The following is a 17,333-nucleotide window of genomic DNA, read 5'->3' as shown; positions in this document are numbered from 1 at the left end:
CGGAGCGGTTCAGTTCGTCGCGAGGACTTCGGCGTTGAGGTCGACGTACTTCAGCGAGTCCTCGCCGAGGTCGACGATGACCTCCTGCTCGAACAGCTCGTCGACCGTGATGCCGAGCGTGGGGTAGCTCTCGATGAGCCCGGGGTCGAGGGCCTCCATCGCGGCCTGGTTCGGCACCTTGTAGAGGATGTTCTCGGCGACCCAGGTCTGCACCTCGGGGTCGAGGATGTAGTCGATGAAGGCCATGGCGGCCTCCTTGTTCTTCGACGACTCGAGCACCGTCATGGTGTCGACCCAGAGGTCGGCGCCCTCTTCGGGGATCACGAACGTGATGTTCGGGTCGTCGGCGATGCCGTAGTTGCACCAGCCGTCCCACGCCTCGACCATCGCGGCCTCGCCCGAGACGAGCTTCGAGTAGAAGGTCGTGTCGTCGTAGGCGAGGAGCGTCGGCTTCGTCTCGAGGAGCTGGGCCTTCGCCTCCTCGAGCTCGGCATCGTCGGTCGTGTTGAGCGAGTTGCCGGCCGCCTTCAGCGCGGGCATCGCGAGCCAGCGGTCGGTCGACAGCATGGTCGTCTTGCCCACGAGCTCGGGCTTCGGGTTCAGCAGGTCGTTCCACGACGTCGGGTCGTACCCGGTGAGGTCGGGCCGGTAGCAGAGCCCCGTGGTGCCCCACGCGTAGGGCTCGGAGTAGACGTTGCCCTCGTCGTAGGGCAGCTCGAGCGCCTCGGGGTAGAGGTTCTCCTCGTTCGGGATGAGCGACTTGTCGAGCTTCGCGAGCAGGCCCTGCTCGGCGAGCGCCTGCGCGTACTGGCCCGAGACGAAGGCGACGTCGATGCCGGGGTCGGCGCTCGCGGTGAGCTTGGCGACGACGTCCTCGTTGGTCGTGTGGTTGACGATGGTCGTCTTGACGCCCGTGGCCTCCTCGAACTGCTCGGCGAGGTCCTCGGGATAGTAGTCCGCCCAGATCGAGACGGTGAGCGTCTGCTCGCTGAGGTCTGCGGCGGGGTCGAGCGTCTCGCCACCACCACCGCCGCTCGAGCACGAGGTGACGGCGAATGCGAGGGCGATGGTGCCGGCCGCTGCGGCGGCGATGCGTCGCGTGGTGGGCATGTGGTACCTCCTGGGACGTCGGAAAGGTTGAGCGATTGTTGCACCGCGAGTGAAGGAACCGCAATGGATCGAGGGACATGCTGGCGGCGGGTTTTCGCAATTGTTACAATCCGGATTCAATGAACTCACTCGATGGCGCAGCGCCCGTCGTCGGCGGACGTGTGCTGTCCGTCGACGCCGACGGCCGCGTGCTCGTGGAGGGCCGGCGGCCGGAGGCTGGTGACGGGGTCGCTCGGGCGATCGCCCGGCTCGTCGTCGACGACGTCGCAGCCGACGCGCCCGAGCGGGGCATCGCGGTCGACCAGACCAACACCTCGGTCATCGTCGACGGTCGTCTCGTCGTGAAGCTCGTCGGTCGCTGGGCGGCCGCCGATCGCGCCGGCGACCTGCTCGAACGCCTCGCGGACGCCGGGTCCGACGATGTCGCGCGCCTGCACGGGCGTGTCGGGTGGCGGCATCCGCTGCTCGGCGACGGCACGCTCGCGATCGTCACCGAGTACCTGCCCGGCGCCGAGGACGGCTGGACCTGGGCGGTCGACGACGTCGTGGCCGCGCTGCAGGGCGGGTCCGATCCCGACTGGCCGGCCCTGCTCGGCGCACGAGTGGCCCGCATCCACGACGTGCTCGGCGCCGACGCCGTGGCGTCGGGTGCGGATGCTCCTGCGGCTCGCCGCGCACGTGCCGACGCGGCGCTGGCCGGCGCCGTCGAGGCGGCCGAGGGGGCGACCGGCGCGCGACTGCGGAACCGGCGCGCGGCGCTCGAGCGCGGCATCCGCTCGCTCGACGACACCGCTCCCGGGCTCGAGTTCCCGATCCACGGCGACCTGCACGTGGGGCAGGTGCTCGCCTCGCCCGATGACACGGCCCCCGACGGCCGCCGGTACACCGTCATCGACTTCGACGGCGACCCGCAGCTCGACGCCGCCGATCGCGAGCGGGCGGATGCCGCGGCGCGCGACGTGGCGCACCTGCTCGTGTCGCTCGACCTCGTCGCCGCCGTCGCGCAGAAGCGACTGCGGCGGGCCGATGCCGCGGCCTGGGCGTGGGCGGACCGCGCCCGGAGCGACCTGCTCGGCGCCTACCGCGCCGAGCTCGCGCGGACCGACCTCTTCGACGCGGCGCTGCTGCCCGGCTTCGAGGCCGAGCAGCTGGCCGCGGAGCTGCACTACGCCGACCGCTTCCTGCCCGCCTGGCGCTACGCGCCCGACGCCGCGATCACGCACCGCTACCCCTCGACGAACGACCACCCGGAGGACCCGTGGACACCGCCGCCTTTCGAGCCGACCTCGGCCTGATCCCCGAGACGCTCGACGCGCTGGCCGACGCGATCGAAGCCGGCCTGCCCGGGCTCGACGGCCTTCCGTGGCTCGGCGCGCGCCGCGTGCTCGTGCTCGGCATGGGCTCGAGCCGATACGCCGCCGACGTCGTCGGCCGCCGCTACCGGGCCGCCGGAGCCGACGTCGTCGTGGAGCTCGCGAGCTCGGAGCTGCTGCCGCCGGTCACGCCCGACCTCGCCGTCGTCGCGGTGTCCGCGACGGGCGGCAGCGCCGAGGTGCTGCACGCGGTCGAGCGGTTCCGCGGCATCGGGCGGCTCGTGGCGGTCACGAACCGCCCCGACTCCGAGCTCGGCCGGATGGCCGACGCGGTCGCGCCGCTGCTCGCGGGCGTCGAGGCATCCGGCGTCGCCTGCCGCACGTTCCGCGCGACGTTCGCCGTGCTCGACGAGGTGCTCGGGGCGCTCACCGGGATCGTGCCCGCCGACCGCTTCGATGCCGCGACGCTGCGCCGTTCCGCGGCCGCGAACGCGCAGCTGCTCGACGGCGCCGGCGACTGGCTCGAACCCCTGACGAGCCTGCTCGCCGGACCGACGGGCACCTGGATCCTCGCGCCCGTCGAGCGGCTGTCGAGCGCGCAGCAGTCCGCGCTCATGCTCCGGGAGGTGCCGCGCCGCATCGCGTTCGCGTCGGAGACCGGCGACTGGTCGCACGTCGACGTCTACCTCACGAAGACGACCGACTACCGCGCGCTGGTGTGCGCCGGGTCGCGCTGGGACGCGCAGGCGCTCGAGTGGATGGGGTCGCGCGGCTCGCGGTACGCGTCGCTCGGGTCCGAGCTGCCCGGGGCGGAGCTGGCGATCCGGTACGACGGCGACGACGACGAGCGCGTGGCGGTGCTCACCGAGACCCTCGTGGGCGAGCTCGTCGCCGAGCGACTGCTGCGCTGAGTGCAGCGGATGCCGCGGCACGGTGGTCGCCCGGCGGCCGCGCCGCGGCATCCGCTCACCCGTCGGGTGTCGCGCTGGCGGCATCCGCCGGCCGCCAGCCCGGGATCGTCATGGCGTCATCGGGCAGAGCGTCTCCGTCCGCACCAAGGTCCGAACGGGCTGTCCGCAGCCGAAGGATTGACGCCCCATCTCACTTCGTGGTTGCTTTCACTACGCAACATGTCAAGCAGCGCTCCACCACACGGACAGCGAGGTTCTTCATGATGTCAGCTTCACGAGGCACGACGGCGCTCTCTTCGCGCATCGGGCGGATCATGCGCGCGCACGCCGCGGCCGAGCGCACCGGGATCCCGGTCGACGAGGTGCTCGAGGGCGCGGCCGATGAGCGCGGCGGGGGCGACCGCGGCGGACTCACCCGCCGCGACGCGATCCGGGTCGTGGGCGCCGCCGGAGCGAGCGCGGCGCTCGCCATGGCCGCACCCCTCTCCGCGGCAGCGAAGCCCGCCCCGAGCGTGGCCGTCGTCGGCGCAGGCCTCGCCGGCACGCGGGCGGCGCACTGGCTGTGGCGCACCAAAGGCATCGCGAGCACGGTGTTCGAAGGCAGCGACCGCGCCGGCGGACGCTGCTTCAGCCTGCGCGGGTTCTTCGACGACGGGATCGTCGTCGAGCACGGCGGCGCGCTCATCAACACCGACCACAACGCCATCCGCAACCTCGCCTCGAACCTCGGGCTGAGCCTCGACGTCGTGCACGGCGGCAGCTACTCGGGCTGGGTCGACAAGTACTGGATCGACGGACGCGACTACCCCTACGACGACGCCAACGACGACTGGGGTGCGGTCTACGCCGCCATGAAGGCCGACCTCGCCGCCGCACCGTACTGCCAGACCTACGACAGCCACACAACCGCGGGCGTCGCGCTCGACGAGATGACGGTCGACGACTGGCTCGCGGCGAAGGTGCCCGGCGGGCTCTCGAGCCGGTTCGCGAAGCTCATGCGCTCGAACGCCATGGCCGAGTACGGGCTCGAGACGAGCCGGCAGTCGGCGCTCAACCTCGTCTACCTGCTCGGCTGGAACAGCCAGAACAGCCTCGCGCCCATCAACGGTGCCGACGAGAAGTACGTGGTGCGCGGCGGGAACGACCAGATCGTCACGCGCATGATCGAGCAGCTTCCCGCGGGCACCGTGCGCTACCGCCACGAGCTGGTCGCGGTGAGGCGCAACGCCGACGGGACGGTGCGGCTGAGCTTCCGCACGGGTGGCTCGACGATCGACCGCACCTTCGACCGCGTCATCCTCGCCCTGCCCTTCACGACGCTGCGCGAGTGCGACCTCGGGCAGTCGGGGTTCTCGGCGCTCACCCGCCGCGCGATAAGCGAGCTCGGCCTCGGCGCGAACGCGAAGGTGCACGTGCAGCTCGACCGTCGGCCATGGGTCGAGCAGGGCTATGGCGGCGCCGCATACACGAACCCGACCGGCTTCCAGTGCGGCTGGGATGACACGGCGGCCCACCCGCTGCCGACCGGCGTCTACAACTTCTTCCCCTCGGGCGACCAGGTCATGGCCTGGTCGGGCGCGCCGTTCGGACCGGCGCCGGCCGCCCAGGTGTCGGGCCTGCTCGCGCAGCTCGAGCCGATCTTCCCCGGCGTGACCGGCGCCTACTCCGGCAAGGCGTATCGCGACTTCTGGTGGGCGAACCGCTGGTCGCGCGGCGCGTACACGTGCCAGCGCCCCGGCCAGTACACGCAGCTCTTCGGCGTGGGAACGACGCCCGAGGGCAACGTGCACTTCGCGGGCGAGCACACGAGCGTGGAGTACTACGGCTTCCTCAACGGCGCCGTCGCGTCGGGTGAGCGGGCCGCCAAGGCCGTCGCACTCTCCTGAGCCCGCACCGGATGCCGCGGCTCAGGTCGTCGCGGCATCCGGTGCCCGTGGTGCTCGTGGCTCAGCGCAGCCAGGCCGTCGTGGCCGAAGGCAGGCGGCCGTCGACGAGCGGCGCGCTCGTGATGAGCACCTCGCCCTCGGGCAGGTCGACGGGTTCCGAGCCGAAGTTCGTGACCGACTGCCAGCCGCCCGGACGCGCGAACCAGAGCACGTCGGAACCCGCCGGGTGGTCGCGCCAGAGCAGCCCCTCCGCATCCTGCAGCTCGTGCCGCAGGGCGAGCGCCCGCCGGTAAATGCTCAGCGTGGAGTCGGGATCGGCGTGCTCGGCCTCCACCGAGAACTCGCCCCACCAGCCGGGCTGCGGCAGGTGCGCGCCGTCGTCGCCGAAGCCGAACGACGAGCCCTCCGTCGTCCAGGGCAGCGGCACGCGGCATCCGTCTCGGCCGACCTCGATGCCCGGGCTGCGGAAGAACGTGGGATCCTGCCGGTCGGCGTCGGGGATGTCGGCGACCTCGGGAAGCCCGAGCTCCTCGCCCTGGTAGAGGTAGGCGCTGCCGGGCAGGGCCAGCATGAGCAGGCTCGCCGCCCTGGCGCGGCGCAGGCCGAGCGCGGCGTCGAGCTCCGACGCCGGTCCGCCGCGCAGCAGCCACTGCTTGCCGACCTCGCCGTCGTCGCCGGGATCGTCGGCGAGGCCGTAGCGGGTGGGGTGGCGCACCACGTCGTGGTTCGAGAAGACCCACGTGTTCGACGAGCCGGTCACGGTGACGGACTCGAGGTTGTGGTCGATGATCGCCCGGAACTCGGCGGCGTCGAAGTTCGCGCGCAGCAGGTCGAAGTTGAACGCCTGGCCGAGGCTCGTCGGCAGGGCGTAGCGGTAGCGTCGCTCGGGCTCCACCCACGCCTCGGCGACCGCGATGCGCGGCGGGTCGTACTCGTCGAACACCGCGCGCCACTCGGCGTAGATCTCGTCGAGCTCCTCTCGGTCCCAGAGGGGGTGTGAGCCGTCGGTGACGAGCTTCAGCTCCTCGAGCTCGGCGTGCGAGCGGAGCGGGTAGGTGAGGTCCTTGGCGAGCGCGTGGGCGACGTCGACCCGGAAGCCGTCGACGCCCCGGTCGGCCCAGAACCGCAGGGTCGTGAGGAAGTCGTCGCGCACCTCGGGGTTCGCCCAGTTGAAGTCGGGCTGCTCGGGCGCGAACAGGTGCAGGTAGAACTGCCCGTCGCCGACCGGCTCCCAGGCCGAGCCGCCGAACATCGCCTGCCAGTCGCTCGGCGGCTCGGTGCCGTCGGGCCCCTCGCCGTCGCGGAAGATGTAGCGCTCGCGCGCCGCCGAACCCTTCGGCGCGGCGAGCGCCTCCTGGAACCACAGATGGCGGTTCGACGAGTGGTTCGGCACGATGTCGACGATCAGCCGGATGCCGGCGGCGTGCAGCGCCGCGACCATCTCGTCGAAGTCGGCGAGCGTGCCGAGCTTCGGGTCGACGTCGCGGTAGTCGTCGACGTCGTACCCGCCGTCTGCGAGGGCCGACGGGTAGAACGGCGACAGCCACACCGCATCGACGCCGAGCTCGGCGAGGTACGGGATGCGGCTCGTGATGCCGCGGAGGTCGCCGATGCCGTCGCCGTTCGCGTCGGCGAAGCTCCGCGGGTAGATCTGGTACACGGCGGCCTGGCGCCACCAGGTGGGGTCGTTCGCGATGGCGGCCGTCGCGTCCTGCGCGAGCGTCGTGGGGGTCGTGTCGGTCATCGGTCGGGCCTTCCTTTCCGAACGGATGCGTCGGGCCGCACGATACGCCGATCGAGGGCTCGAGGCATCCGTCGCCTGCTTCGAGGGTTACATGGAACCGGCCGAGGGGGTCACCCCTTGCGGGATCGCCGACGACCGGTTCCTGCGGTCACTTGATGGAGCCCCGCGTCACGCCGGAGATGACCCAGCGCTGCGAGAACACGTAGACGATGAGCAGCGGCGCCATCGCCATGAGGTAGGACGCGAACGCCACCGTGTAGTCGGTGTTGAACTGGCCCTGGAACACGTACTGGGCGAGTGGCAGCGTTCGCGCCGCGGGGTCGCTCAGCACGACGAGCGGCATGATGAAGTCGTTCCACGCCCACACGCACGTGAGGATGCCGACCGTGGCGTTCATCGGCGCGAGCAGCGGGAAGATGACCTGCCAGAACACCCTCCACGTCGATGCGCCGTCGACCCTCGCCGCCTCCTCGAGCTCGATCGGGATCGAGCGGATGTACGCGGTGTAGATGAACACGTTCAGCGAGAGTCCGTAGATCGTGTACAGCACGATCATGCCCGCCTGGTTGTCGAGCCCGAGGATCGCGGTCTGCTTCACGAGCGGCAGCATGATGATCGGGAACGGGATGAACAGCGCCGCCAGCAGGTAGAAGAACACGCCCTTGAAGAACGGCCGGTGGATGTTGCGGGCCAGGGCGTACGCGACGATCGAGCTCGTCAGGAGCGTGAACACGACCGACCCAACGGTGATGAGGGCGGTGTTCATGAGCGCCTGCGGGAAGTTCGTGCGCTCCCACGCCTCAGGGAAGTTGCTCCAGTCGACCGGGTTCGGCCATTCGAAGCCCGTTCCCGACACCAGCTGGTCGGGTGTCTTCAGCGAGACGACGACGGCGAGGTAGAGCGGGATCAGGATCGTGAGCGAGCAGACCGCGATGAGCGCGGTCGCCCACCAGTTGACCCGACGGGTGTCGTCGTCGTCGCTGCGGGCGCGGCGTCGCCGCGGCACGTCGGGCAGGGCCTCCTCGGCCTGCGCGAGGGTGGTGGTTGCGGTGGTCATCAGAAGTCGGCCTCTCTGCGCTGAAGGACCCGGAACTGGAAGAGCGAGACGACCGTGATGACGATGAAGAAGATCACCGCGTTGGCCGTCTGGTAGGCGAACTCGCCCCCCGAGAACCCGCCGCGGAAGATCAGCAGGGTGACGGATTCGGTCGAAGTGCCCGGACCGCCGTTCGTGAGGGCGACGATCTGGTCGAAGACCTGCAGGTACCCCTTCAGGCTCAGCACCACGTTGATGGTGAAGAACGCGCCGATCAGCGGGAACGTGATCGACCGGAACTGGCGCCACGCGGAGGCGCCGTCGAGCGACGCCGCCTCGTAGAGCTCGGCCGGGATGGTCTGCAGGCCCGACAGGTAGATGATGATCGCGAACGCGCACGCCTGCCAGACCGCCAGCACGACGATCGCGGTCCATGCCCAGTCGGGGCTGGTGAGGATGTTGTCGGCGAACAGCGGGACGCCCGAGAGGATCTTCGGCAGCGAGTTCGAGAAGAAGAACTGGAACACGTAGCCGATCACCAGGATCGAGAGCACGTAGGGCACGAAGTAGACGCCGCGCCAGAAGTTGCGGGCCTTGATCTTCGCGTGCAGGCCGAGGGCGATCGCCAGTGAGATCACGTTCGTGAGGATCGTGGCGACGATCGCGAACAGGAACGAGAACCCGTAGGCGGCGAGCACGCGGTCGTCGCGGAACAGGTTCAGATAGTTCGAGAACCCGACGAAGTTCCATTCGCCGTAACCGGCGTAGTTCGTGAAGCTGAAGAAGATGCCCACGAGCACCGGCAGGGTGTGGAACAGCGCGAACGCGATGACGGCGGGCCACACCATCCAGTAGAAGGCGGGAAGGGCGCGGCGGCTCTCGAGCCTGACGCGCTTGGCGCGGGCGGGCTTCTCGCCGGCGGTGGACGAGCTGCGAACCGCTTGGGTCAGCGTGGTCATGTCATTCTCCCGTCACGGGGATCGTGCGAGCGGCGACCTTCGCCCACTCGCGGTCGAGGGTGGCGAGCGCGGCCTCAGCGTCGCCGGTGAAGAGGAACTCCTGGTCGATCGCGGCGAGCGGGATGCTCGGCGGGATCTGGTGGTCGATGAAGCCGGTGATGCGGCCCTCGTCGAACCAGGGCGCGACCGACTGGATGGCCGGGTCGTCGCTGAGCTGCGCGCCCTCGACGGACGGGACCATGTTCTGCGACGCGCCGAATTCCTCGATGACGTCCTTCTGGAAGAGGTACTCGACGAAGCGCAGGGCCTCCTCGCGGTGCGGCGTGTCCTTGCCCATGGTCACCACGACGTCGACGCCCGAGACCAGCAACCGGTCGTCGGGGTCGTCGCCTGCGGGATAGGGGAAGATACCGGCCCGGATGTCGGGGTTGATCCCCTTGATCGGGTTGACCGCCCAGATGCCCTGCATGAGCATCGCGACCTCGCCGTTCGCGAACGCGGCGTTGCCGTCGTCGTAGGTCTTGCCGCGGTAGCCCTCCTGCGTGTACGAGAACAGCTCGTACTGCTGGTCCATCGCCTCGGCGAAGTCCTTCTGGAACGACACCTCCGAGTCGGGGCCGACGTCCTCGCCCTCCTCGCGCATCTGCTCAAAGAAGTCGTCCTGCGCCGGGTAGGCGCCGAGCGCGTTGAACGAGGGCAACCCGGTCCACGAGTCGGCGAGGGTGCCGTAGAACGGCACGATGCCGGCGTCCTGGAGCGCATCGCACACGGCGATGAACTCGTCCCAGGTCTCGGGCACCTCGAGGCCCTGCTCCTCGAAGATCTGCTGGTTGTAGATGACGCCATTCGCGTTGTTCACGTAGCCGAGGCCGTTGACCTCGCCCTCCGCGTTGCCGAGGTCCGCGAGGATCTCCTGCACCGCCGGGTTGATGGTCTGGAGCACGGGCTCATCGGAGAAGTCGTAGAACACGCCGGCCTGCGCGAGGCGCCCGAAGTTGCCGTTCGCGTTGAGCGTGATCACGTCGGGCGCCTTGTCCTTCACGAGCAGCGTGCGGATGATCGTGTCGGCGTCGGCGACCTGGTTCTGCACCACGTCGATGTCGGGGTTCTCGGCTTCGAAGTCGGCGATGATCTGCTCGAAGTCCTCGAGCGCCTCGCCCTTGAACTGGAAGAAGTCGAGCTGCACGCGTCCGTCACCGGACGCCGAGCAGCCGGCGAGCAGCAGGGCGCCGAGGGCTGCGGATGCCGCGACGGCGAGCGTGCGGCGGCGCCGTGCTCGTCGCCGATGCTCGCGCGCCGGGCGGATGGGCTGGTCGGTCATGGTGCGCCTCCTTGCGCTGTGGGTGCGGTGGTACTCGGTGTGAGGACGGATCGGAACGTGGTCTCGATGCGCGCTTCGCGCTACTCGACCACCGGAGTCAGCTCGAGCAGCACGAGCTGTGCGGGGAAGAGCACGGGAGCCTGCAGGCCCGCCGTGCCGAGTTGCCGGCCGGTGAGCGTGATCGGCTGCTCGGCCCAGGGGAGCGGGGACTGGCCGGGTCCGTCGGCCACGCTCCCCGCGGCGATCCGCACGGAGTACCGGCGGTCCGCGTCGAGGCCCGGCAGCGTGAAGCGTCCGGGCGGGTACGTCACGCTGGTCGAGACCTGCGTGAAGGTGAAGAGGGCGGATGCGCCGTCGCGTGCGACGACGCCGCGGACGTCGGTCGTGGCATCCGTCGTGTCGCCGTGCACGAGCACGCCCGAGTGGATGAGCGCGCGGTGCCGCTTGTGCAGGTCGACCCAGCGGGCGACCGACGCGAGCCCGTCGTCGTCGAGCGCGGTGAGGTCCCACTCGATGCCGAGGTGGCCGAGCATCGCGACGCCGGCGCTGAGGTCGAGCGAGACGCGCCGATTCGTCGAGTGCACGACTGGGCTCGTCAGGTGCGCGCCCATCATCTCGGGCGGAACGACGAGGCTCGTGTAGCGCTGGATCTGCAGGCGCTCGACGGGGTCGAGGGTGTCGCTCGTCCAGACGCGGTCGGTGTGCTCGAGGATGCCGAGGTCGACGCGGGCGCCGCCAGACGCGCACGACTCGATCTCGAGCGACGGATGCCGCCGCTTCAGCTCCGCGAGCAGGTGGTAGAGCGCCTCGACGTTGTCGTGCACGCGGGCACGGCCCGAGTCGGCCGCCCCGGCTTCGAGCAGGTCGCGGTTGTGGTCCCACTTGAGGTAGGCGATGTCGTGCGCGGCGAGCAGCGCGTCGAGTCGCTCGAGCAGGTGCGCCCAGGCGCCCTCGTTCGCGAGGTCGAGCACGTACTGCTGCCGCGCGGGCACGGGCAGCTCGTCGCGGCCGCGGAGGATCCAGTCGGGGTGCGCCCGGGCGAGCTCGCTGTCGAGGTTCACCATCTCGGGCTCCACCCACAGGCCGAACTCCATGCCGAGCCCGCGGACGCGCTCGATGAGCGGGCCGAGGCCCGACGGCCACACCGTGTCGTCGACCTCCCAGTCGCCGAGGCCCGCGGTGTCGTCGCGGCGCCCGAGGAACCAGCCGTCGTCGAGCACGAACCGCTCCACGCCGACGGCCGCGGCGCGCTCGGCGAGGGTGGCGAGGGTCTCGAGGTCGTGGTCGAAGTACACGGCCTCCCACGTGTTCAGGGTCACGGGCCGCGGGCGCTGCGGATGCTGCGGGCGGGCGCGCAGCTCGTCGTGGAATCGCCGCGAGAGCTCGTTCAGGCCGTCGCCCCACGATCCGATCGCCCAGGGCGTCGTGTACGACTCGCCCTCGGCGAGCACGATCTCGCCCGGTCCGAGCAGTTCGCCGGCCGAGAGGAACGACTCCGCCGTGGGCGTGCGCTCCGCCGCGAGGCGGTGGTTGCCGCTCCACGCGACGTGCACGGCGTGCACGAGCCCGCGCTCGAAGCCGAAGCCCGTGCGTCCGGCGGCGAGCACGAGGCTCGCGTCGGCGCCGGGGCGTCCGCGCCGGCTCTCGCGCAGGTGGGTGCCGATCGTGAAGGCGTGGCGCTGCGGGGACCGCTCGCGCAGGTGCCGTCCGGTCGTGTCGAGGAGCTCGCCGAGGTCGCCCGGGACGGGGAACGCGGGCGCGAGCGCGGCGAGCGAGTACGGCTCGGCGGCTCGGTTCTCGAGCGTGATGCGCTGGCGGACGAGGCCCGACGCGGTGACCTCGAGCGTGATGGTCGCCGCCAGGCCGGCCGCGGCATCCGCTGCGCCGATCACCGCACGGGTGGATGCCTCGTCGACCTCGATCGACTCGGTGACGAGCTTGGTGGAGAACGAGCGGCCGTGGCGGTGCCCCGCGAGCCCGGGCGTGCCGAGCCAGCCCGAGGACTCCTGCGGGATGAGCGTGAGGGGCGCGGGCTGGTCGAGTCCGCCCGAGACGCGCTGGGGGAGTGCCGCCGTGCCGATCGCCGCGAGCTCCGCCTCGCCGAGGTCGCCCTGGTCGGCGCCCCAGAACACGATCGCGGGCAGCGGGGCGTGGCGGGCGTCGAGGATGACGCTGGTTCCCCCGTTGCGAAGGTGGAGGAGCTCGGAGCGGCGCTGCATGAGTTATTTCTACGACAGAAATAAGGTCTTGTCAATACACCCCCCGTTCGCGGGTGAAAACCGTCGTTCGCTCGGTTCAAAGGGCCACCTTCATGCCAAGATGGAACGAATACAGCGTCCTGGGAGGTCGATGATGACGCCGAACGAGACCGAGGTGAGCGAGAGTGCCCGCGACCTCGCACGCGAGGTGCTCATCCACGGGCCGATCTCGCGCGCCGAGCTCGGGCGCCGGCTGGGGCTGTCGCCCGCGAGCCTGACCCGGCTGAGCAAGCCCTTCCTCGACCGCGGACTGCTCGTCGAGGCATCCGAGACCCTGCAGGGATCGACGGGTCGACCTGCGCGGCCGCTCGACGTGCCCGTCGACGCCGGGCGCTTCGTCGGCATGAAGGTCACCGGCGAGTCGGCCTTCGGCGCCGTCACCGACCTGCGTGCGGGCGCCGTGGCGACGGCCGAGCGCGTGCTCGAGGACCACGACGTGCAGCAGGTCGTCGACACGCTCGCCGACCTCGCGGCCGAACTCCGCGGGGCCGGCGGCGCCGAGCTCGCGGGCGTCGGCGTGAGCATCGGCGGCAATGTCGCGGACGGGCGGGTGGTCACCCGCGCGCCGTTCCTCGGCTGGCGCGACGTTCCCCTGGCCGAGCTCCTCGAGTCGCGCCTCGGCGTACCCGTCACCGTCGAGAACGACGTGACCGCGCTGACCACCGCGGAGCAGTGGTTCGGCGACGTGCGCGGTCGCGACTCCTTCGCGGTCGTGACGATCGGCGCCGGCGCCGGCTACGGGCTGGTGATGCACGACCGGGTCGTGACCACGCCCGACTCGGGTCTCGGCCTGGGCGGGCACCTCCCGCTCGACCCGAACGGCCCGTTGTGCCCCGACGGGCATCGCGGATGCTCCAGCGCCATGCTCTCCATCCCGAGCATCACCGCCCAGCTCGGCATCGCCCTCGGCCGTGAGGTCGACTACGACGAGGTGCTCGCGCTCGCCGCGGCGGGACATCCGCTCGCCGTCTCGATCACGAACGCGGCCGGCCGCGCCCTCGGTCGCATGATCGCCCTCATCGCGAACGTCGCCATGGTCGACGCGGTCGTGCTCGCCGGCGAGGGCATGGCGCTCTGGGACGTCGTCGGCGACGTGGCGCTGGTCGCGCTCGCCGCCGATCGCGACCCCGAGGCGACGCCCGTCGAGCTCTTCGTCGACGACGCCGGGTTCGCGTCGTGGGCGCGGGGCGCCGCCGCCGTCGCGATCCAGGCCGCGCTCGGCCGCCTGCGCCTCCCGGCCTAGAGGGTTACAGCTCCAACGGCCGCGCCGAGGAGGACCGCACGCGGAGCTCGTACGGCAGCGGCGTCGCGGCGGGGGGCGCGGCATCCGCGTCGGGCTCGAGCTGCTCCATGAGGATCTCGACCGCCTTCTCGCCCTGGAGGCGCGGGAACTGCGCGACCGTCGAGAGCCCGAAGAAGTCGGACAGGTCGTGGTCGTCGATGCCCACGATCGACACGTCGCGCGGCACGACGAGCCCGAGGTCGCGCGCCGCGAGGATCGACCCGATGGCCATCTCGTCGGATGCCGCGAAGATCGCGGTCGGGCGATCGTGCGGTACGCCCAGCAGCTGCTTGGCCGCGTGGTAACCACCCTTGATGGTGAAGTCGGCCGGCGCGAACAGGCGCGGGTCGACCTCGATGCCGGCGTCGCGGAGCGCGCCCTCGTAGCCGATGCGCCGGTTCGTCGGCAGGTGGAAGTCGAGGTCGAACTCGATGTCGCCGCCGATGTGGGCGATACGGCGGTGGCCGAGTCCGATGAGGTGCTCGGTCGCGAGGCGCGCGACCGCGACGTCGTCGATCGTGAGCGTGCGTACGCCCGGGATCGGGCCGCCGACGCCGACGAGCGGCTTTCCGAGGTCGTGGAGCCGCGCGACCTCGGGCTCGGCGAGCTCGAGCGAGACCGCGATCACGGCGTCGACGCGTTGGCGCAGCAGGAAGTGCTCGAACACGCTCGCGCGCTCGCGGCCGTCGCCCGACAGGTTGTAGAGCGTGAGGTCGTAGCCGTGCCGCAGCAGCGCCTGCTGCGCGCCCTCGAGCACCGACGAGAAGAACCACCGGTTGAGGAACGGGATCACGACGCCGATGTTGCGGGTGCGGCCCGATGCGAGGCTCGACGCGTTCGACGACACCACGTAGCCGAGCCGCGCGGCCGCCTCGAGCACCTTCTGCTTCGACGAGGGCGAGACGTGGCCGCGACCGCTGAGCGCACGCGAGACCGTCGCGGTCGAGACCCCCGCGAGCTTCGCGACCTCCTCGATGCCGGCCATGGCCTCCTCATTCCCGGCCTCGCCGATGCCGACACGACGTCGCATACCGGGCCTCGGCGCGTCATCCCAGGCCTGACCGAGTCACGAGGCATCCTATCGTCTGGCCCTGTGGGAGACTCGTCGTGACCCCCATCGACGGGACACCGTTTGCCGCCTCGCCTGCGTGGCGCGTTGCCAGCGAGGCGCCCGTGCGGTAGAAAAGGCCGGGTTGATGCATGCACGGCGGGGGCGGACCAGCCTCCTCGGAGACTGGAAGGGAGAGCTCGCGTGAAGTGGGTCAAGCGCATACTCATCGCAGCGGTCGTCATCTTCGCGGTCTTCTACGTGGTGACGCGCCCGCAGGACGCGGCCAGCGCCGTCGAGGGCGCGGTCGGCGCCGTCTGGAACGCCGGCGCGGCCATCGGCCAGTTCTTCACCTCGCTCGCCACCTGAGGCCGGCGTGCTGTTCGACCCCAAGGTCCAGAAGTACCTCATCGCCGACGAGGGCGAGGTGATCGTCGACGAGGTGCGCAAGCACTGGGCCGTGATCATCGGCCCGATCATCGAGATCCTCCTCGCGATCCCGGCACTGCTGCTGCTCGGCGTGATGCCGTCGACGCTGTACTGGGTGCCGATCTTCCTCTCGCTCGCGCTGGCGCTGCACGGCGGCTGGCGCATCCTCGAGGCGCAGATGGACCGCTTCGTCATCACGAACATGCGGGTGTTCCGCGTCCACGGCATCCTGTCGCAGTCGCAGGCGACGATGCCGCTCGCGCGAATCCTCGACATCTCGGTGCACCGGCCGATCATCGGCCGCATCCTCGGCTACGGGCACTTCGTGTTCGAGTCCGCCGCCCAGGAGCAGGGCCTGCGCGAGATCCGGTTCGTCGGCCGGCCCAACGAGCGCGGCCTCACCATCCAGCGCGTCATCGCCCGCTCGGGCCTGCGCGGACCCGTTCGGCGCCAGGAGACGCCGGCCGCGCCTCCGCCGCCGCCCCAGACGGTTCCGCCGCCCCCGCCGGTCCCCGTCGTGACGGTCGCGCCCGTCACGTCGTCCGATGCTCCCACGGGTCCGATCCCGACCGCGCACGACCCCGACGCGCCGTACGATCCCGACGCCCCCCATTCGGAGCACGACACCGCCGAGATCCCCTGGTGGAGGGCCGCGAACTGACGTGGAATCGGCGGCGAATCGGCGCTGATCAGGCCTTCGATGGCCCCGGCGGCGGCCGCGGCATCCGGTGCCCGCGTCGATTTCTCACCACGGCACTCCGCGGGTATCCTTGACAGGCCCCCGGTTGTGTGCAGAACGCGGTCGGGTGCGACTGGCGAGTTACCCAAGCGGCCAAAGGGATCTGACTGTAAATCAGCTGTCTACGACTTCGGGGGTTCGAATCCCTCACTCGCCACTCCAGAAGCCCCGGTCCGCCGGGGCTTTCGTGGTCTTCGGCGTGCGTCGCGCGGATGCCGCGGGCGCTGTCCCGGTGGCCGATCGGATGCCGCGGGGCGGCGCCCCGGTCATCGGGCGGATGCCGCGGGGCGTAGCGTGAAGGGCATGACCCAGCTCGACGCCCACGGGGCATCCGCCGGCCTGCTCGACCTCACCCGCGACATCGCCGTACGGGCCGCGGAGTTCGCGCTCGACGCACGACGGGCGGGCGTGAGCGTCGCCGCGACGAAGTCGACGCCGACCGACGTGGTCACCGCGGCCGACCGCGACACCGAGGCGCTGATCCGGTCGTTCATCCTCGACGCGCGCCCCGACGACGGCATCGTCGGCGAGGAGGACTCCGCGCACATCGGCACGAGCGGCATCGACTGGGTCGTCGACCCGATCGACGGCACGGTCAACTTCCTCTACGGCATCCCCGCGTGGGCCGTGAGCATCGCCGTCGTCGAGGGCGCGGCCGGGGGCGACGTCGGCGGGACCACGCTCGCGGGCGTCGTGGCCAACCCGGTGACCGGCGAGGTGTTCGAGGCGTCGGCGGGCGGAGGGGCCCGGCTGTCCGGGCGCGAGCTCGCCGTGAACACCGACGTGCCGCTCGCGACGGCGCTCATCGGCACCGGCTTCTCGTATTCCGCCGAGCGGCGCCACGACCAGGCCGCCGTGCTGCTCGAGCTCATCACGAAGGTGCGCGACATCCGCCGCATCGGCTCGGCTTCGCTCGACCTCTGCGCCGTCGCCGCGGGCCGCATCGACGCCTACTACGAGCGCGGGCTCAACGCCTGGGACCACTCCGCCGGAGCGCTCATCGCCCGCGAGGCCGGGGCCCGCGTCGGCGGACTGCACGGCGGACGCGAGAACCGCGAGCTGGTCGTCGCTGCCGCGCCCGCGCTCTACGAGGAACTCGCGGCGGCGCTGCGGGCGGCCGGCCTCGACGCCTGAGACGCGCCGTGACGGCGTTCTCCACAGACGCCGATTCCGTGCGTGTTCGCGCGTCTGCGCGCGTGATTCTGCGAGCGCTCTCAAGCGATGCCGCGGAAGCCGCAACGAACGTGCGCCGCGAGGGGCGAATACCTCCGTGCCGCGTGACGACGACGTATGAGAA

General features: G+C 71.0%; 14 protein-coding genes and 1 tRNA gene. 8 read left to right on the top strand and 7 right to left on the bottom strand.

The genetic code is table 11. The annotated features are described in order from the left end of the window. Positions 1-9: 9 nt before the first annotated feature. Complete coding sequence (locus ACWEOH_RS05915; protein ID WP_452029100.1) at positions 10-1,110, bottom strand: polyamine ABC transporter substrate-binding protein; 1,101 nt, start codon at positions 1,108-1,110, stop codon at positions 10-12. 119 nt (positions 1,111-1,229) lie between these two features. Here ACWEOH_RS05915 and ACWEOH_RS05910 point away from each other — a divergent pair, with 119 nt between their 5' ends. The 3 genes from ACWEOH_RS05910 to ACWEOH_RS05900 all read left to right on the top strand — a co-directional run bounded on the left by ACWEOH_RS05910 (position 1,230) and on the right by ACWEOH_RS05900 (position 5,220). Next, entirely contained in the window at positions 1,230-2,405 is a 1,176-nt protein-coding gene (locus tag ACWEOH_RS05910; RefSeq protein WP_452029098.1) for a hypothetical protein, read from the top strand. After that, positions 2,369-3,334 carry an SIS domain-containing protein gene (locus tag ACWEOH_RS05905; protein WP_452029096.1) on the top strand — a complete coding sequence of 322 codons (966 nt, stop codon included), beginning with the start codon at positions 2,369-2,371 and terminating at the stop codon, positions 3,332-3,334. Before ACWEOH_RS05910 ends, ACWEOH_RS05905 begins: the two co-directional genes overlap by 37 nt. Before the next feature lie 263 nt (positions 3,335-3,597). Further along, positions 3,598-5,220 carry a flavin monoamine oxidase family protein gene (locus ACWEOH_RS05900; protein WP_452029094.1) on the top strand — a complete coding sequence of 541 codons (1,623 nt, stop codon included), beginning with the start codon at positions 3,598-3,600 and terminating at the stop codon, positions 5,218-5,220. 61 nt (positions 5,221-5,281) lie between these two features. Here ACWEOH_RS05900 and ACWEOH_RS05895 read toward each other — a convergent pair whose 3' ends face one another. From ACWEOH_RS05895 to ACWEOH_RS05875, 5 genes are all read right to left on the bottom strand, one after another. Further along, entirely contained in the window at positions 5,282-6,964 is a 1,683-nt protein-coding gene (locus tag ACWEOH_RS05895) for a glycoside hydrolase family 13 protein (protein WP_452029092.1), read from the bottom strand. A gap of 148 nt (positions 6,965-7,112) precedes the next feature. Next, positions 7,113-8,021 (bottom strand): carbohydrate ABC transporter permease, encoded by a 909-nt coding sequence (locus ACWEOH_RS05890; protein WP_452029090.1) that lies wholly within the window; start codon positions 8,019-8,021, stop codon positions 7,113-7,115. Further along, positions 8,021-8,959, bottom strand: coding sequence for a carbohydrate ABC transporter permease (locus ACWEOH_RS05885; protein ID WP_452029088.1), 939 nt, complete (start codon positions 8,957-8,959; stop codon positions 8,021-8,023). The genes ACWEOH_RS05890 and ACWEOH_RS05885 overlap by 1 nt, the downstream gene beginning before the upstream one ends. A 1-nt stretch (position 8,960) precedes the next feature. Next, entirely contained in the window at positions 8,961-10,280 is a 1,320-nt protein-coding gene (locus ACWEOH_RS05880; RefSeq protein WP_452029086.1) for an ABC transporter substrate-binding protein, read from the bottom strand. 80 nt (positions 10,281-10,360) lie between these two features. Beyond that, positions 10,361-12,499, bottom strand: coding sequence for an alpha-galactosidase (locus tag ACWEOH_RS05875; protein WP_452029084.1), 2,139 nt, complete (start codon positions 12,497-12,499; stop codon positions 10,361-10,363). Between the two features lie 154 nt (positions 12,500-12,653). Between ACWEOH_RS05875 and ACWEOH_RS05870 the strand changes: the two genes are divergently transcribed. Further along, on the top strand, positions 12,654-13,781 hold the full coding sequence (locus ACWEOH_RS05870; RefSeq protein ID WP_452029083.1) for an ROK family protein: 1,128 nt from the start codon (positions 12,654-12,656) through the stop codon (positions 13,779-13,781). Positions 13,782-13,785: 4 nt separating this feature from the next. On the opposite strand, the gene ACWEOH_RS05865 is transcribed toward ACWEOH_RS05870, so the two are convergent. Further along, on the bottom strand, positions 13,786-14,805 hold the full coding sequence (locus tag ACWEOH_RS05865; RefSeq protein ID WP_452029081.1) for a LacI family DNA-binding transcriptional regulator: 1,020 nt from the start codon (positions 14,803-14,805) through the stop codon (positions 13,786-13,788). Positions 14,806-15,072: 267 nt separating this feature from the next. Here ACWEOH_RS05865 and ACWEOH_RS05860 point away from each other — a divergent pair, with 267 nt between their 5' ends. The 4 genes from ACWEOH_RS05860 to ACWEOH_RS05845 all read left to right on the top strand — a co-directional run bounded on the left by ACWEOH_RS05860 (position 15,073) and on the right by ACWEOH_RS05845 (position 17,170). Next, positions 15,073-15,237, top strand: coding sequence for a hypothetical protein (locus ACWEOH_RS05860; protein ID WP_452029079.1), 165 nt, complete (start codon positions 15,073-15,075; stop codon positions 15,235-15,237). A 7-nt stretch (positions 15,238-15,244) separates the two neighbouring features. Continuing rightward, positions 15,245-15,958, top strand: a complete 714-nt coding sequence (locus tag ACWEOH_RS05855) for a PH domain-containing protein (protein WP_452029077.1) — start codon at positions 15,245-15,247, stop codon at positions 15,956-15,958. A gap of 153 nt (positions 15,959-16,111) precedes the next feature. Next, positions 16,112-16,193, top strand: a tRNA-Tyr gene (locus ACWEOH_RS05850). Between the two features lie 146 nt (positions 16,194-16,339). After that, on the top strand, positions 16,340-17,170 hold the full coding sequence (locus ACWEOH_RS05845) for an inositol monophosphatase family protein (RefSeq protein ID WP_452029076.1): 831 nt from the start codon (positions 16,340-16,342) through the stop codon (positions 17,168-17,170). Positions 17,171-17,333 lie beyond the last annotated feature (163 nt).

This window comes from Agromyces sp. NPDC004153, from assembly GCF_053603635.1.
This window is presented reverse-complemented; position numbering and strand designations above follow the sequence as displayed.

What these genes read in the sequence shown, in the direction of transcription:
- ACWEOH_RS05880 (WP_452029086.1), bottom strand. Translation starts at nt 10,280, where the DNA reads ATGACCGACCAGCCCATCCGCCCGGCGCGCGAGCATCGGCGACGAGCA.
- ACWEOH_RS05865 (WP_452029081.1), bottom strand. Translation starts at nt 14,805, where the DNA reads ATGGCCGGCATCGAGGAGGTCGCGAAGCTCGCGGGGGTCTCGACCGCG.
- ACWEOH_RS05875 (WP_452029084.1), bottom strand. Translation starts at nt 12,499, where the DNA reads ATGCAGCGCCGCTCCGAGCTCCTCCACCTTCGCAACGGGGGAACCAGC.
- ACWEOH_RS05845 (WP_452029076.1), top strand. Translation starts at nt 16,340, where the DNA reads ATGACCCAGCTCGACGCCCACGGGGCATCCGCCGGCCTGCTCGACCTC.
- ACWEOH_RS05890 (WP_452029090.1), bottom strand. Translation starts at nt 8,021, where the DNA reads ATGACCACCGCAACCACCACCCTCGCGCAGGCCGAGGAGGCCCTGCCC.
- ACWEOH_RS05910 (WP_452029098.1), top strand. Translation starts at nt 1,230, where the DNA reads ATGAACTCACTCGATGGCGCAGCGCCCGTCGTCGGCGGACGTGTGCTG.
- ACWEOH_RS05895 (WP_452029092.1), bottom strand. Translation starts at nt 6,964, where the DNA reads ATGACCGACACGACCCCCACGACGCTCGCGCAGGACGCGACGGCCGCC.
- ACWEOH_RS05885 (WP_452029088.1), bottom strand. Translation starts at nt 8,959, where the DNA reads ATGACCACGCTGACCCAAGCGGTTCGCAGCTCGTCCACCGCCGGCGAG.
- ACWEOH_RS05900 (WP_452029094.1), top strand. Translation starts at nt 3,598, where the DNA reads ATGTCAGCTTCACGAGGCACGACGGCGCTCTCTTCGCGCATCGGGCGG.
- ACWEOH_RS05915 (WP_452029100.1), bottom strand. Translation starts at nt 1,110, where the DNA reads ATGCCCACCACGCGACGCATCGCCGCCGCAGCGGCCGGCACCATCGCC.